The 14,968-nt window shown below is 57.3% G+C and carries 15 protein-coding genes; 1 reads left to right on the top strand and 14 read right to left on the bottom strand.

The window, feature by feature from the left end; translation table 11 throughout:
* Positions 1–16: 16 nt before the first annotated feature.
* From phnD to phnF, 12 genes are all read right to left on the bottom strand, one after another.
* Complete coding sequence (phnD, locus tag FD744_RS09615; RefSeq protein ID WP_034824564.1) at positions 17–943, bottom strand: phosphonate ABC transporter substrate-binding protein; 927 nt, start codon at positions 941–943, stop codon at positions 17–19.
* A gap of 26 nt (positions 944–969) precedes the next feature.
* On the bottom strand, positions 970–1,800 hold the full coding sequence (gene phnC / locus FD744_RS09610) for a phosphonate ABC transporter ATP-binding protein (RefSeq protein WP_034824566.1): 831 nt from the start codon (positions 1,798–1,800) through the stop codon (positions 970–972).
* Positions 1,801–1,879: 79 nt separating this feature from the next.
* The gene (gene phnP, locus FD744_RS09605) at positions 1,880–2,650 is read right to left on the bottom strand and encodes a phosphonate metabolism protein PhnP (RefSeq protein ID WP_160868099.1); all 771 of its coding nucleotides are present in this window, start codon (positions 2,648–2,650) and stop codon (positions 1,880–1,882) included.
* Entirely contained in the window at positions 2,647–3,183 is a 537-nt protein-coding gene (gene phnN / locus FD744_RS09600) for a ribose 1,5-bisphosphokinase (RefSeq protein ID WP_034824570.1), read from the bottom strand. Before phnN ends, phnP begins: the two co-directional genes overlap by 4 nt.
* A complete protein-coding gene (gene phnM, locus FD744_RS09595; protein WP_097116716.1) occupies positions 3,183–4,319 on the bottom strand; it encodes an alpha-D-ribose 1-methylphosphonate 5-triphosphate diphosphatase in 1,137 nt (378 codons plus the stop codon). Before phnM ends, phnN begins: the two co-directional genes overlap by 1 nt.
* Positions 4,316–5,020 (bottom strand): phosphonate C-P lyase system protein PhnL, encoded by a 705-nt coding sequence (phnL, locus tag FD744_RS09590; protein ID WP_034824574.1) that lies wholly within the window; start codon positions 5,018–5,020, stop codon positions 4,316–4,318. Before phnL ends, phnM begins: the two co-directional genes overlap by 4 nt.
* An 18-nt stretch (positions 5,021–5,038) precedes the next feature.
* A complete protein-coding gene (phnK, locus tag FD744_RS09585) occupies positions 5,039–5,800 on the bottom strand; it encodes a phosphonate C-P lyase system protein PhnK (RefSeq protein ID WP_039332167.1) in 762 nt (253 codons plus the stop codon).
* A complete protein-coding gene (locus FD744_RS09580; protein ID WP_058962106.1) occupies positions 5,790–6,638 on the bottom strand; it encodes an alpha-D-ribose 1-methylphosphonate 5-phosphate C-P-lyase PhnJ in 849 nt (282 codons plus the stop codon). The genes phnK and FD744_RS09580 overlap by 11 nt, the downstream gene beginning before the upstream one ends.
* Complete coding sequence (locus tag FD744_RS09575; RefSeq protein ID WP_034824580.1) at positions 6,631–7,707, bottom strand: carbon-phosphorus lyase complex subunit PhnI; 1,077 nt, start codon at positions 7,705–7,707, stop codon at positions 6,631–6,633. The genes FD744_RS09580 and FD744_RS09575 overlap by 8 nt, the downstream gene beginning before the upstream one ends.
* Positions 7,707–8,282, bottom strand: a complete 576-nt coding sequence (phnH, locus tag FD744_RS09570; RefSeq protein ID WP_034824582.1) for a phosphonate C-P lyase system protein PhnH — start codon at positions 8,280–8,282, stop codon at positions 7,707–7,709. The genes FD744_RS09575 and phnH overlap by 1 nt, the downstream gene beginning before the upstream one ends.
* Positions 8,282–8,728 (bottom strand): phosphonate C-P lyase system protein PhnG, encoded by a 447-nt coding sequence (gene phnG / locus FD744_RS09565; protein ID WP_034824584.1) that lies wholly within the window; start codon positions 8,726–8,728, stop codon positions 8,282–8,284. Before phnG ends, phnH begins: the two co-directional genes overlap by 1 nt.
* A complete protein-coding gene (gene phnF, locus FD744_RS09560; protein WP_034824586.1) occupies positions 8,725–9,441 on the bottom strand; it encodes a phosphonate metabolism transcriptional regulator PhnF in 717 nt (238 codons plus the stop codon). The genes phnG and phnF overlap by 4 nt, the downstream gene beginning before the upstream one ends.
* A 311-nt stretch (positions 9,442–9,752) precedes the next feature.
* Here phnF and FD744_RS09555 point away from each other — a divergent pair, with 311 nt between their 5' ends.
* Positions 9,753–11,918, top strand: coding sequence for a bifunctional diguanylate cyclase/phosphodiesterase (locus FD744_RS09555; protein WP_034824588.1), 2,166 nt, complete (start codon positions 9,753–9,755; stop codon positions 11,916–11,918).
* 108 nt (positions 11,919–12,026) lie between these two features.
* On the opposite strand, the gene FD744_RS09550 is transcribed toward FD744_RS09555, so the two are convergent.
* On the bottom strand, positions 12,027–12,869 hold the full coding sequence (locus FD744_RS09550) for an oxidoreductase (RefSeq protein WP_160868098.1): 843 nt from the start codon (positions 12,867–12,869) through the stop codon (positions 12,027–12,029).
* Positions 12,870–12,952: 83 nt separating this feature from the next.
* Entirely contained in the window at positions 12,953–14,968 is a 2,016-nt protein-coding gene (locus FD744_RS09545; RefSeq protein ID WP_160868097.1) for a hydantoinase B/oxoprolinase family protein, read from the bottom strand.

Here is a 14,968-nt window from a genome sequence, read left to right as displayed (position 1 = left end):
CCGGTCAGACGCGAAATTAACCGCGTGAGCCTTTCATCAGATCACGTTTCATATCAATGATGTTCTGATAATCGGCAACGGTTGCCGGGCCGATGTGCTGAGCACCGCCCACCGCTTTAACAAAGCAGCTGTGGTCTTCTTTATCCAGCTTCTTGATCGCCGCCACCAGCTTCTGTTTGAAGTCAGCGGGCAAGTTATTGCTCACCAGGATTGGACCGTTCGGGATCAGCGGAGACTGCCAGATGATGCGGATTTTCTTCATCAGGTCAGGCTGGTCCATACGCATCATGCGGCCAAAGGCACCAGAGGTATAACCCTTGTCGTAATCACCGATCATGGAGGTCCAGGTCACTGCGCCTTCAAACTGACCATTCAGCACACCCAGGATGTCCTGCTCATGGCCGCCAGAGAAGGTGACGCTGGAGAAGGTGTTGTTGTACTTGTCGTCAACTGTGCCACCGAACTCTTTCTTGAACGCCTGGTTTGGCATCAGGAAGCCAGAAGTTGAATCCGGATCGGCCATGCCGAAAGATTTACCTTTCAGGTCTTCCAGTTTTTTGTACGGGCTGTCCGCTTTCACGATCACGACTGAGTGGTAACCCTGTGAACCGTCTTTGTCATCTACCACGATGCCGACAACATCAACCGCTTTCGGGTTCTGCAGATAGACGGAAGCGTAAGATGCTGGAGACATGCTCAGCACCATATCAATTTTGTTACCCAGCAGGCCCTGAATCACGCCTGAGTAGTCAGACGAGTTGCGCATTTTGGTATCGACATTCAGCTCTTTGTCGAAGAAATCTTTCACGCACTGGTTATCACCGATCTGCTGAGTGGCGTTCTGTCCACCCAAAATCCCGAGGTTCAATTCTTTTGGTGCATCCGCTGCGTTAACGCCAAAAGTCATTGCAACAGTCAATAAAGCTAAAGAGGTCAGTTTCATTCGTGTTTTTTCTCTTGCCGTGGAAGTTAGTGGAGCTGGTTAATTTCGTCGCCGTATAGCTCATGCAGCAAGCCATCAGTCAACTGAGAAGGATGTCCGTCAAACAGCACTTTGCCGCGCTGAATGCCGATAACACGGGTGCAGTACTGCTTCACCAGTTCAATCGAGTGCAGGTTCACCATCACACTGATGCCCTGCTCGCTCACCTGACGCAGCACATCCATAATGCGTTTGGTGTTTTTCGGATCGAGTGAAGCCACCGGCTCGTCCGCCAGCAGGATGCGCGGGTTCTGCATCAACGCACGGCAAATCGCCACGCGCTGCATCTGTCCGCCTGACAGGTTCTCCGCACGCTGCAGCGCCTGCGGCAGCATGTTCATCCACTGCAGCAGTTCAATGGCCTGCGCGCGGTCCGCTTCGGAGAACACTTTGAAGAAGGATTTCAGGGTTGAGGTCTGGCTCAGGCGTCCCAACAGGACGTTAGTCAGCACATCAAGACGCGGCACCAGACAGAAGTCCTGGAAGATCATGCCGCATTCGCTGCGCCATTCGCGCATCTGGCGGCTGTTGAGCGTCACCACATCACGATCCGCTTCACCCTGACGATTGCTGAGAATCGCACCCTGCGAAGCAGAGATGGTACCGTTCAGCATGTGTAACAGTGTCGATTTGCCTGCGCCTGAGCGACCAATCACGGCCACCAGCTCGCCCGCATGCAGATCGAAGCTGACATTATCCAGTACGCGGTTTTCGCCGTACGCCTTGCACAGTCCCTGTACCGACAGCACCTTGTTGCCTTGCCCGGCGTGCGGAACATAAGGATTGTCGATAACGGTTTTCAGTAATGCCTGTGCCATGTTGCACTCCATCTCGCTGAGGTCTTGATTGCCCGTTATTACGGGCAAATCCGATGAAGTCTTGATGACAGTAAAATGATTAAACAGTGACAGCGTGTGAGGAACCGACCGTGATGGTCTGACCGTCGGTAGCCGCCAGCACATTGTCCGGTAAGCGATTATTGAGTAACCAACTGTCCATCTCATGGCTCAGGTGGATAAGCCAGGCCTGGCGCGGCGCCAGCTGTTCAATAATCTGCAATGCGCGCGTCACATCATTATGATTGCGTACGCTTTCTCGCGGCGGGTCATTGCAGTCAATCACCAGCTGATCCAGCGGTTGACCATTAAGAAAATCTGCAGTGTCCGGGGGTAATCCGCAGGTATCACACAGCCAGGCAAGCCGCGTACCGTGCCAGTCGAACAGGTAGCCATAAGTGAGTTTTGAGTGCTGTAACGGCAGCGGCGTGACCTGCAACGTCCCGAAACTGTGCGGCACAAAAGGCGTTAACGCAGAACGGAAATCCAGCAGGCCCGGATGCTTAAACAGGTCATCACAGCCCTTCTCATCCGGCGGCGCCCACACCGGAATCGGTTCACCCAATCCCCAACGCAGGCTAAAGAGTCCCGCTACATGATCCATATGAAAATGGGTCAGTAAAATGCGACTTAGCTCGCCGGGACGAAAGCGCTGATGCAGATCGTGGCGTCCGGCATCCAGCAAAATACGTTCGCTGCCGGTGTCAATCAGCGCACTGGTGGCAGCACGAGCGCGTCGTGGCTCAAGACGTGCACGTTCGCAAGCGTGGCAATCACAGCCAAACAGCGGCGCAGACTGCACGCCTCCAGTACCGAGAAAAGTGAGGTTCATGGCGGATGCTCCAGCAGTTGACGCAGTGTGTCGAGCGTGTCGCTCAGTGCGCCATCGTTATTGAGCGGATGGCAGTGCGCAGGCAGCGGTTCTGCCGCACGCGCCAGCCGTTTACCGATTTCGGCTTCACTTTCACGTCCGCGCTGCCGTAAACGCATTTCCAGCACCGCCGGAGAGACTTGCAGCACCAGCGGCAACAGTTGTGCCCCGTAATGCTGCTCAACAATCGGCAAATGCAGACGTGAACCATTGACCAGCACATTTAAACCCCGCGCCAGCCAGTGGTCGATCTCCTCTCCCAGCCCGTAATACAGGCCGTGCGCCTGCCAGCTAATGGCAAACAATCCCAGTGTCTGACGCCGCCGAAACTCGGCCTCGCTCAGCGCCACATGGTTTTCGCCCCCGGCATCGGCCGGACGCGTAATGTAGCGATGGGCGATGACCAGGTTATCCGGCGGCGCTTCGCGTAGCGCATTCAACAGACTGTCTTTACCCGAGCCCGAAGGCCCGGTTAGCCAGATCAGGCGCGCCATCAGAACACCAGCCTGCCCTGCGACCAGACGTGGCGAATGTGAGGATGCCCATGTTCGGTATGCGCCAGCACCAGGTCGGCACGCATGCCTTCGCCAATCACTCCGCGATCGTGCAAGCCAATAGCGCGAGCCGGATTACGTGTCACCAGCGCGGCGGCTTGTGGCAACGTCAGGCTGTTGCGCTCATCCGCCACTAAGCGGAACACCGCGTCCAGCAGGCTCGCCGGGTAGTAGTCGGATGACAGAATATCCAGCAGGCCATGGCTGGCCAGCTCCCAGGCTGCCACGTTGCCGGAATGCGAGCCGCCGCGTACGATATTCGGCGCGCCCATCAACACCTGCATACCGCATTCGCGCGAGGCGCGTGCGGCCTCCAGCGTGGTGGGGAATTCAGCAATGGTGCTGCCCACATCGTGTGATTCGGCAACGTGTGCCGCTGTGGCATCATCATGACTGGCAATCGGAATGCCGCGCGAACGGCACAGGCCGGAAATGGCGTTGCGGTTCGGGGTGGAGAACTCGGCGGCCAGCGCCAGTTGCTCACGCTCGAACTGATCCATCTGCTCATCATTCAGCGAATATTTGCCCTGATAATAGAGGCGATACATCTCCAGTGAAGCGTACTGACGCTGACCTGGCGAATGGTCCATCAGCGACACCAATGACAGCTCCGGCGTACTCATCAGCTTTTCGAACAGCGGCAGTGTGGTGTTATGGGGCAACTCACAGCGCAGGTGCAGATGGTGATCGACACGGTTAATGCCTTTGCGGTTACTGTCCTGAATCGCGTTGATCATCTTGCTCAGGTTCTCAATGCGATGACCGCCGTCGCGCACATCGCCGACACCAATGGCATCCAGCACCGTGGTAATACCGCTGGCGACCATCAGCGCATCGTGGCTACTCATTGCCGAGTGCGCGGGCCAGTCCACTTTCGGACGCGGCGTGAAGAACTTATCGAGGTTATCGGTGTGCAACTCGACCAGACCTGGCAGCAGGAAGGCGTTTTCGCCATCCAGTGCGCCCGCTAATTGGCTGGTACTGTCACTGAAACTGGCAATGCGACCCTCACGGATTTCCAGCGAACCGGTGACAACTTCATGTTCCAGCACCAAACGGACGTTATTGACGATCATGCTTCTGCTCCTGTTTTAACCGGCTGCATGACGTGCAGGCGATCGGCCACGCGTGCGCGCACCGCTTCGTCATGGAAAATACCCACAATGGCGGCACCACGGGTGCGCGCCTGTTCAATCAATTCCACCACCGCTGCGCTGTTGGCACTGTCGAGGGAAGCGGTGGGTTCATCCAGCAGCAGCACTGGATAGTCAGCGATAAAGCCACGCGCGATGTTAACGCGCTGCTGTTCACCGCCGGAGAAGGTCGAGGGCGCGAGTGACCATAAACGCTCCGGTACATTGAGGCGCGTCAGCAGCTCTTTGGCACGTTTCTCGCAGAAAGCACGCTCCACGCCGCGTTCCAGCAGTGGCTGCATGACGATTTCCAGCGTTGGAACACGGGGAATCACGCGCAGGAACTGGCTGACCCAGCCGACGGTTTCGCGGCGAATCGCCAGTATCTGGCGCGCGGGGGCCTGCGCCATATCGATCCACTCGCCCTGATGTTGCAACCAGATATGACCGCTGTTGGCCTGATAGTTGCCGTACAGCGCGCGCAGTAAGGTGGATTTTCCGCTGCCGGAGCGACCGTGCAGCACCACGCACTCACCGGCGCACACTTCAAGATTGGCATCCTGCAGCACCGGCAGCTCGGCGCTACTCTGGTTGTGCAGCACAAAGGTTTTGCTGAGTTTCTCTACGCGCAATAAAGGTTGCATGTTGATGTCCTGATGAAGTTAAGCCAGCACCGATGAAACCAGCAGTTGGGTGTAGGGATGGTGCGGATCGTCCAGCACCCGATCGGTCAGACCGCTCTCCACCACTCTGCCCTGCTTCATCACCAACAGACGGTGCGCCAGCAAGCGCGCCACGCCAAGATCGTGCGTGACAATCACCACCGCCAGATTGAGTTCACGTACCAGGGTACGCAGCAGATCCAGCAGTCGTGCCTGCACAGACACATCCAGACCACCGGTTGGCTCATCCATAAACACCAGAGTGGGCTGGGTCACCAGGTTGCGGGCAATCTGCAAACGCTGCTGCATACCGCCGGAGAAGGTGGTCGGCAAATCGTCAATGCGGTTGGCGGGGATTTCGACGTCCTGCAACCAGCGCATCGCCTCTTTACGGATATCGCCGTAATGGCGCTGGCCGACGGCCATCAAGCGCTCACCAATGTTGCCGCCTGCCGTGACCTGCGGACGCAATCCATCCAATGGATGCTGATGCACCACGCCCCACTCGGTGCGCAGTAAGCGGCGGCGATCGCTTTCACTTAGCTGATAGAGATCCTGAGCGCGATAGAGAATGTTGCCCTGCTGTGGCGCTAAGCGCGCCGACAGGCTGCGCAGCAGCGTGGTTTTGCCGGAACCAGACTCGCCCACAATGCCCAAGACTTCCCCTGGATAGAGTTCAAAGCTGACGTCTTCAAAACCTTTGCCTGGCGCATAGAGGTGCGTCAGATTGTTGACCGCAAGCAGCGGCTGTTCACTGTGCATGTTGTTGTTCCTGCTGCTGGTGGCAAAAATCGGTATCGGAGCAGACAAACATGCGCGTACCGGCATCATCCATGACCACCTCATCAAGGTAGCTGTGGCGTGAACCGCACAGGGCACAGGGTTCATCCCAGCTTTGTACGGTGAATGGGTGGTCGTCGAAGTCGAGGCTTTCCACTTTGGTGTACGGCGGCAGCGCGTAGATGCGTTTTTCACGGCCAGCACCAAACAGCTGCAGTGCGGGCATCATGTGCATCTTCGGGTTGTCGAATTTCGGAATCGGCGATGGATCCATCACGTAGCGATCGTTGACCTTGACCGGATAGGCGTAGGTGGTGGCGATATGGCCGTAGCGGGCGATATCTTCATACAGTTTGACCTGCATGATGCCGTACTCTTCCAGTGCGTGCATGGTGCGAGTTTCCGTTTCGCGTGGTTCGATAAAGCGCAGCGGCTCAGGAATCGGCACCTGGAAAATCAGCACCTGATCTTCCTGCAGTGGCGTCTCCGGAATGCGGTGACGCGTCTGGATCAGCGTGGCATCTTTGGTGGCTTCAGTGGTCGCTGCGCCGCTGACGCGCTGGAAGAAACGACGGATGGATACGGCGTTGGTGGTGTCATCCGCGCCCTGGTCAATCACCTTCAGCACGTCGCTGTCACCAATGATGCTGGCAGTGATCTGGATCCCGCCAGTGCCCCAGCCGTAAGGCATCGGCATTTCACGTCCGGCAAACGGCACCTGATAACCTGGAATCGCTACCGCTTTGAGGATCGCGCGACGGATAGTGCGCTTGGTCTGCTCATCCAGATAGCCGTTGTTATAGCCGGTTAACTCACTCATCGTTTTGCTCCTGAACCTGTTCACGCAGCCGTTTCAGCAACTCCAGCTCCGCCTGGAAATCGACGTAATGCGGCAGTTTCAGATGCGAAACAAAGCCCGCCGCTTCCACGTTGTCGGCATGCGACAGCACAAACTCTTCATCCTGCGCCGGACCGGCAATACGTTCATCGTAATCGGGTGCTTGCAGGGCACGATCCACCAGCGCCATTGCCATCGCTTTACGCTCTGAGCGCCCAAAAACCAGCCCGTAACCACGGGTGAAGTGCGGCGCACCTTCGGTTTGCGTGGTGAAGCCGTTGACCATTTCACACTCGGTCAGCAGGATTTCGCCGATATCAATCTCGAAGCCCAGCTCTTCCGGGCAGATTGATACGCTGAGATAGCCGGTGCGAATCTCACCGGCAAACGGATGGTTACGCCCGTAGCCACGCTGGGTGGAATATCCAAGCGCCAGCAGAAAACCTTCATCGCCGCGTACCAGCTGTTGCAGGCGTGCCGCGCGCGTCGCCGGATAACCGGGCGGCTCGCGGGTGATATCGCACGGCTCGCTGCCATCATCCTCTTCACGCGCCGCCAGACCCTCTTTGGTCATCATGCTGAACACGTGCGGACAGCGTTCAGGCAGTGCCTGATCGTCACGCGGTGCTGCCGGGGTTTCGCCATTGGCCAGCAGGGTGAAATCGAGCAGACGATGGCTGTAATCGTAAGTTGGGCCGAGCACCTGACCGCCTGGCAAATCCTTGTAGACCGCCGAAATACGACGTTCGATGCGCATCTCATCGGTTTCCAGCGCCAGGCTGTCGGCCAGACGTGGCAAGGTGGTGCGATAGGCGCGCAGCAGGAAGATGGCTTCCACCAAATCGCCGCTGGCTTGTTTAATCGCTAAGGCCGCGAGCTGGGGATCGTAAATGCCGCCTTCGGTCATCACGCGATCCACCGCTAATCCCAACTGTTGCGCGACCTGATCGCAACCCAGTTCCGCCACGTCACGGTCGCCACGGCGCAGATCGGCCTGAAGCTCATGGGCGCTGGCTATCGCCTTCTCGCCCCCTTTCACCGCAACGTACATCAGCACACCTCCACGTCAGTGGTGCGTGGCAAGGCCATCATCGCTTCACCGCAGGTGAAAATCAGATCCACGCCCAGTGGGAACGGATGCGGACGCTCGCGCAGATAAGTCAGAATCGCTTCCGGCAACTGTGGCGCGATGGCGCGTGATTCACGCAGGCCAGGGCCGGACAGGCGCAGGGTTAAACCCCCATTCAGGGAAGGCACTTCAATGATCAGCGTGGTGCTTTTTTCCGGTGACATATTGTCGCCCGGCGCGAACTGCGCAGGATCCGGATTTGACGCTGCATGGGTTAAGGCAAACGGTGCATGGCGCTCTTCCACAATCGGCACACCGGTGTGGAAACGCAGGTTGTTACGCACGATTTCGCTGTCTACACGGCTATCCAGCCACAGCGCACTCTCCTGATCCACCAGCGTCAGCAGTACCGCCGTCGCGGCAGGAGACAAATCGCCCCAGCCCTGTTCCAGCGGCAGTGAGACCATGACGCCTGGCTCGCTCATGGCTTTCAGGATGCGACGAAAAGCACGCTGTGAATCGGCAACCGGATGGTTAAAACTGGCGAGTAATGTCATTAGTTATCTCCGCGTACCAGCGTAAAGAAGTCCACTTTAGAGCTGGCGATTTCACGTGCACGCAGCTGACGCTGCTCTTCACGCAGTGCCGCCAACGGGGCAATTAATTTTTCCTGCAGCAGCGCATGGGTTTCCGGCTGTTGCAGCAGCGCATCAATCACGGCGCAGCGTTCGGCATGGGCTTTATCGCGGCCCAGCACATAACTGAAACCGAGGGTGCCATCGTGCAGTTTCACTACGGCACGCGTGACGGTGGCATCGCCCATCACGAAGCGTTTGCCGCTACCGCCCATGCGCGCCTGCAAACGGGTTAAACCGGTTTCGGCGGGACGAATCGCTTCAAATTGTGCATTGAGGTGCAGCGACTGCCAGTGGGCATTTAGCTGGCTGGCTTCGCTGTGCGCGAGTACCGATAGCCAATGCTGGCGAGCGGTTTGCTGTTTCATTCATGCTCCAGAGTCAGTTCAATCATGTCGCCACGCGTCAGGCTGACGGAGTATTCCGCTACCTGACCGTCACGGTGTTTATTCAGGGTGCGCACGCACAGCAGCGGTGACTGCAGGGCAATCTCCAGCTGTTTACACTCTTTAGCCTGGGCGCGGCGGGTGCTGATTCGGGTTTGCGAACGCGTTAAATCGAGGCCAAGGTGCTGCTGCATAAAGTCATGCAGCGAGCCGCTCTGGAACTGCTGTATCGTCGGCCACCAGCTCAGTTCCGGCAGGAAGTGATTGATGACACACACCGGTACGCCATTGACGCGGCGCAGCGTGCGCAGATGAATCACGTTGTCGCCTTCATTAATGGCCAGTGCACTGGCCACGTCGCTGCTGGCCGGTCGCAGCACTGCCAGCAAACGTTCGCTGGTCGGATGGCTGCCCTGCTCCAGCAGGTTTTGGCTAAAGCGCGCCTGCGCATGCAAGGGGTAATCATAGGGACGCATCAACACCAGGATGCCGACGCCGTGACGGCGTTGCAGCAGCCCTTTGTTCACCAGTTCATCCACCGCGCGGCGCAACGTATGGCGGTTGACTTCATAGTGGTCGGCTAACTGCTGTTCGGAAGGCAGATAGTCACCGCAGCGATAACGCTCTTGCAGTGCCTGCTCCAGTTGGGCGGCGACCGCCTGATAAACAGTGGTCGGATGTCTGGATATCTCCATCACGTTCAATACCTCATTCGCTACAGGTTGAGGAACGCAGCGAAGGTTGCTGCGGGATGGCGACTACAGTGCGCGAGCCAGATGACAGCGCCGTGACGGCTCAATGACGCAAGGATGAATTTGCTTTAGGGCAGCAGGATCGAAGCGAAACGGCTGCGGTTTTAATAAAAAATTTTTAACTGTTGCCTTTGTGACAGTGTTCAAAAAATTATCGCTTATTTTCACCGCTTTATCGCTTTCCTTACTGGGTGCAGCTTGCGTAAAGTCTGCTAACGTTATTGATGAGCCCTCCTTGTCACGCGAACCTTAAAATGATTAATACAATCAAACTGTCAGATGGATTCAGACGCAATTTCGTTCGGGAAGTGATTTTGCCTTTGGTGGCGATTTTAGTTTTAACCTTTGCCGGAGCAGGTGTTGGCTTGTTCTGGGGCACCTCGCTGAGCAATGAACAGGCTCGCGATCAACAGCAACGTATGATTGAGGCCTCCTTTAGCCAAAGTTTGAATGAACATTTGCGTCAGCTGCGCAGTTTGACTCGCTGGTCGCCTCTCGCTGACCAATTGGCATTGGGCGTGCCGGATCAGAACTGGTTAGATCAAAATATCGGCGGCTGGCTTTATGACATGTTTGACCACCAGTTGATTCTGCTGATGGATCGTAATAATCAGCCACTGGCGATCTGGCGTGAGGGTAAGCGCGTGTCCAGTGACAGCGTAGGGCAATACCTTAAAGACATGCTGGCCAGTCCGCTCGTGGTGAGCAGCGATGAGGTGGCGGGTCCCAGCGATCGCGCCGATTTCGTGCGCATTGGGCAACGTGCCGCGGCCCTGGCCGTTGGCGATATCAGCAGCACCCGTGAAGCAGGCCGCTATCGATTAGTGAGTATCAAATTCCTCGATGATGGCTATTTACGTAATCTGGCGGATCGCAGCCAGCTGCAGCAGCTGCATTTTAGCGATGGCGCGCCGCAGCCCGGAACAGATGCACTCTACCAACTGAATTCACAGCAAGGCGATGCCGTGGGTTACCTGAGCTGGCTACCGGATAAACCCGGTGCGCAGATGTTGCGCATGCTCGGCCCTTCAACACTGTTATCAGTGCTGCTGATTACCCTGCTCTGTCTGTTTATGGTCAGGCGCATCTGGACCTCCTCTCTCAATCTGTCGCAATCTTTGCTTAAGCTCGGTGCCAGTGAAGCGCAAGCGCAGCATCTGGCTTTTCACGATGTGCTGACCGGGCTGCCGAATCGGGCGCTGGTGGAAGATCGGCTGACCCAGGCGCTGGCGGCATCCGCCCGGCACGATCAGCGTGTGGCGCTGCTGTTGCTTGATCTCGATCGCTTTAAAAACATCAATGATACCTATGGTCATCATGCGGGTGATGAGTTGATCATTGAGGTGGCGCGCCGCCTCACGCACATCTTGCGTGCCAGCGATACCGTAGGACGCATCGGTGGGGATGAATTTATTGTGATGATGCCGGACGTCGATAACATCGGTCAGGTGCAGGCATTGGCAAAACGCATTATCAGTGAGCTGAGTGAAGCCTATGAGTTGCAAGGCAGCGAAGTCTGGGTTGGGGTCAGCATCGGGCTGGCGCTGGCCCCTAAAGATGGCATTGACCGCATGGAGCTGATGCGTAAAGCGGACATCGCGCTCTATGAGGCGAAAAACAGTGGTCGCGGCCAGTATCGCCAGTTCGAAAAAGTGATGGATGAATCGCTGCGCACCCGCCAGCAGATGGCGACGGATTTACGTCAGGCGCTGGTCAATTTCGATGGCCTGCGCGTGTGGTATCAACCCCTGATGGAGATCAGCGGACAGCGTGTGGTGGGATTAGAAGCCCTGCTGCGCTGGCAGCATCCGGTACGTGGTGATGTCTCGCCGGGTGACTTTATCGCCATCGCCGAAGAGACCGGGATGATCATTCCGCTGGGCGAATGGGTATTACGTGAAGCCTGTAAAACCTCACTGAAATTGCCGCAGGTGATTGTGGCGGTCAACGTTTCTCCCGTGCAGTTCCGCGCCAGTGGCTTTGTGGAGCGCATCGTTGAAATTGTGCGTGAAGAAGGCGCCAATCCGCATCATATGGAACTGGAGATCACCGAAGGCGTATTGATTGAGGATGAGCACGAAGCGCGTAATAACATCATCGCGCTGCGTGAGGCCGGTTTCCGGATTGCGCTGGATGATTTTGGCACCGGTTATTCCAGCCTCAACTATCTCAGCACGTTCCCGGTCGACAAAATTAAGATTGATCGCTCCTTCACCCAATCACTGGGCGTGGCGCAAAATTCTGCGGCAATCGTTGAATCCGTGGTGCGTCTGGGTCACGCCATGGGCTTAACCGTCACCGCTGAAGGGGTCGAAACCGAAGGCCAGAAAATGGCGCTGGCCGATGCAGGATGTAATCAGCTGCAGGGATATCTGTTCAGCCAGGCCGTACCGTTTGAAGAGATTGAAAAGATGATATAAATGCCCAGCGGGAGGAGAGTGTTCCGCCCTGCGGGCATTGACGTCAAAACCGCGCCGCTCGCGTTTAATCCGGTTAGCGGTGGCGGCGCGATCTACCCTGCACCAGGGTTATGACGGAAAATCTGTATCAATCGACGTCTGTTTCCAGTCTTCGATCTGCGCCAGGCGCTCTTTCAACTTATTGGTCACCGCCTCATAGCCCCATGCGCCCATCACCAGATGGCGCGGAGGATTGTCATGTTCGGTGATGGCAATCATCGCCGTGGCCGCGCGTGCCGGATCGCCCGCCTGGGTGCCGCTGTATTCGGAAGTGGCTTTCATGCGCGCCGCCGCCGTATCGGCATATTCCGGTAAGGTGCTTGGCGTCTGGTGCAGTGAACGCCCCGCCCAATCCGTGCGGAATGGCCCCGGCTCGACACAAGTGACATGGATGCCTAAAGGCGCCGCTTCCACCGCCAGGGAATCAGACCAGCCTTCCACCGCGTGTTTGCTGGCCGAATAGTAGCCTGAACTGGCAAAGCCAATAAATCCGGCCACTGAGGTGATATTGATCACGTGCCCGCGACGCTGTTTGCGCATCGCCGGTAATACCGCACGCGTTAAGGCAAACAGGCCAAAGACGTTGGCATCGAATTGATCACGGATCTCGCGATCATCACCCTCTTCGACTGAACTCTGATAGCCGTAACCCGCATTGTTAACCAGCACATCAATGGTACCGAATTTCTCCAGCGCCGCGTGAACCGCGCGATCGATACTGTTCTGATCGGTCACATCCAGTGCCACCGCAAGGGCGTTGTCATGCCCCGCCACCAAATCCTGCACTTTCGCCGGGTCACGCGCGGTCACCACGGTATGAAAGCCGCGCGCAATGGTCTGCTGCGCCAGCTCCCGGCCAAAGCCGGTTGAACAACCAGAAATAAACCAAACGGGCGTGTTTGCTGAAGCCATAGTGACATCCTCTTAAATGCGCCTGATGAACCGTCATCGGGCAACAAAAGACTATGGCAAAGCCTGAAGCTGAATATTAGCGCTTAGTGCGACCGGTTCATCATCGCCGGATAGCGCTGTTGCAGATTTTGAAAGATAGTCTGCATCTGCGCGTCAAGTGCTGCCAGCTGTGTATCTGCTATGGCTGCCTTAAGTGCAACGGGTTGTGCCTCCGCCGCCACGGCGTCAAACACCTGTTGCTTCAGGAAGTGGCGCCAGCTGACCGGCGCTTCTGCCAGAAACGCCGTGAGCAAAGCATAGCGTGCCGGTGTCCAAAGCTGTTCAAATGCCGTGCGTGCTGGGCCGTGATCAAAATGCTGCCGGGCTTCGCGCTGCATCTCAGCGCGTAAACGCGCAGTGGTGACCTCATCCACCTCATCATCGATGATCGCCACGCCATAGCTATCACGTGCCACTTGCACTGAAACAAATCCGCAGCGCACATCCTGCAGCACTGCCGCCGCGTCACGTTCCACCGGCAGGCCATAGCCGCCCGCGCCCGGCCCGCGCACCTCAACGATATCGCCCGGCTGGCAACGAATGACATCGGTGTTGCCGTGTTCAATGACCTTGCCGTTGCGCAGCGTGCGGAAGTGCGACAATGCCCCTGACTCACCGCCCAGCACGCCAGCCGAGGCGAACACTGACCGGTTGCGATTGCGCGCCGTTACCGTGGTGTTGGGCGCGGTAATTTCAAACGCCATCTCCGTGGCCAGACCGCCGCGATAGCGCCCGGCACCGGCACTGTCCGCCGCCAGCCCATAGCGATGGAAATGGATGGGGACTTCTGCCTCGTTGATCTCAATAGGCGTGTTTTTCAGAAACGCCGATAACCCGCCAGAACCATCCGGGCCATCATGACGTGGCGTTCCGCCCGCGCCACCGCCGACAGGTCCTAGCGAGGCCACGACGCTGCGGTTCTGACTATCGCTGGTACGGATATTCATGATTGAGTTGCCGCCGGGTGAGTTAGCCGGTAAGCGATCGGGCAATGCCTGGGAGAACACGCCAATGGTGGCGATCTGCGACAACGCGCAGGTCAGCGAACGCATGCCTACCGCTGCAGGCGCTTCACAGTTCATTACGGTGCCCGGCGGCAGGATGGCGCGCGTCGGGCGTAAGGTGCCCGCATTAAGCAGCAGATGGCGATCCAGCGTTGAGAGCACATAAGTCACACCCACCAGCGCCAGCGGATGCCGTTCACGGCCGCCGGTGGGCATATTCAGCGAGGAGGCCAGCTGCGGATCGCTGCCGGTGTAATCCAGTTCCAGCGTGTCGCCGCTAATGCGCAGCGTGATGGCCACGCGGCACGGATAGCCGCCTTCACCATCTTCGTCGGCAAAGTCAGCATAGAAGTATTCACCATCCGGAATGGTGGCGATAATGCTGCGCGCCTGCGCTTCGGCGTAGTCCAGAATGCCTTCAATGCCCTGCAGGAAATCCTCAATACCGAAACGCGCGATGATGTCATGGATCTTACGCTCGCCCACGTTTACCGAAGCAATCTGCGCTTTGAAATCCCCCCAGTTTTGCTCTGGTACACGCACGTTGAGGCGCATAATGCTGGCGACTTCTTCATTCAACTCACCGTTGCGCACAATCTTGAGTGGTGGAATGCGGATGCCCTCCTGCACGATATCGGTCAGCGAGCGCGACAGCGAAGCCGGCACCGCCCCGCCCACATCGGTGTTATGAATATGACCCACCACAAAGCAGACAATCTCACCGTGGTGGAACACCGGCTTCCAGATGTGGATATCCGGCGAGTGGGTTGCCACATTGCCCGCATACGAATCATTGGTGATGCAGATATCGCCCTCTTCGTAATGATCGATTAACGCCAGCACCGGGCCGTAATCGATGCCGCTGTACCAGGGCGCGCCAAAGCTGCGTGGCGAAGCGAATGCCATGCCGTCACGGCTGACAATCTGACAGGAAAAATCTTCGGTCTCTTTAACGAAAGTGGAGTGCGCGGTGCGCATCAGCGTAAACGCCATCGCATCGGCCGCAGCGGCACAATAGTTCGCGAGAATTTGCAGGTTACGTCCGTTAATGGCCAT

The sequence above is a fragment of the Pantoea sp. Taur genome (assembly GCF_009830025.1).
Lineage (GTDB): Bacteria > Pseudomonadota > Gammaproteobacteria > Enterobacterales > Enterobacteriaceae > Pantoea > Pantoea communis.
Note: the sequence above shows the minus strand (reverse complement) of the source record. Positions and strands in the feature narration are given on the sequence as shown.

What these genes read in the sequence shown, in the direction of transcription:
- phnC (WP_034824566.1), bottom strand. Translation starts at nt 1,800, where the DNA reads ATGGCACAGGCATTACTGAAAACCGTTATCGACAATCCTTATGTTCCG.
- FD744_RS09580 (WP_058962106.1), bottom strand. Translation starts at nt 6,638, where the DNA reads ATGAGTGAGTTAACCGGCTATAACAACGGCTATCTGGATGAGCAGACC.
- FD744_RS09545 (WP_160868097.1), bottom strand. Translation starts at nt 14,968, where the DNA reads ATGGCCATTAACGGACGTAACCTGCAAATTCTCGCGAACTATTGTGCC.
- FD744_RS09575 (WP_034824580.1), bottom strand. Translation starts at nt 7,707, where the DNA reads ATGTACGTTGCGGTGAAAGGGGGCGAGAAGGCGATAGCCAGCGCCCAT.
- phnM (WP_097116716.1), bottom strand. Translation starts at nt 4,319, where the DNA reads ATGATCGTCAATAACGTCCGTTTGGTGCTGGAACATGAAGTTGTCACC.
- phnF (WP_034824586.1), bottom strand. Translation starts at nt 9,441, where the DNA reads ATGGAGATATCCAGACATCCGACCACTGTTTATCAGGCGGTCGCCGCC.
- FD744_RS09555 (WP_034824588.1), top strand. Translation starts at nt 9,753, where the DNA reads ATGATTAATACAATCAAACTGTCAGATGGATTCAGACGCAATTTCGTT.
- phnD (WP_034824564.1), bottom strand. Translation starts at nt 943, where the DNA reads ATGAAACTGACCTCTTTAGCTTTATTGACTGTTGCAATGACTTTTGGC.
- phnG (WP_034824584.1), bottom strand. Translation starts at nt 8,728, where the DNA reads ATGAAACAGCAAACCGCTCGCCAGCATTGGCTATCGGTACTCGCGCAC.
- phnL (WP_034824574.1), bottom strand. Translation starts at nt 5,020, where the DNA reads ATGCAACCTTTATTGCGCGTAGAGAAACTCAGCAAAACCTTTGTGCTG.
- FD744_RS09550 (WP_160868098.1), bottom strand. Translation starts at nt 12,869, where the DNA reads ATGGCTTCAGCAAACACGCCCGTTTGGTTTATTTCTGGTTGTTCAACC.
- phnP (WP_160868099.1), bottom strand. Translation starts at nt 2,650, where the DNA reads ATGAACCTCACTTTTCTCGGTACTGGAGGCGTGCAGTCTGCGCCGCTG.
- phnH (WP_034824582.1), bottom strand. Translation starts at nt 8,282, where the DNA reads ATGACATTACTCGCCAGTTTTAACCATCCGGTTGCCGATTCACAGCGT.
- phnK (WP_039332167.1), bottom strand. Translation starts at nt 5,800, where the DNA reads ATGCACAGTGAACAGCCGCTGCTTGCGGTCAACAATCTGACGCACCTC.
- phnN (WP_034824570.1), bottom strand. Translation starts at nt 3,183, where the DNA reads ATGGCGCGCCTGATCTGGCTAACCGGGCCTTCGGGCTCGGGTAAAGAC.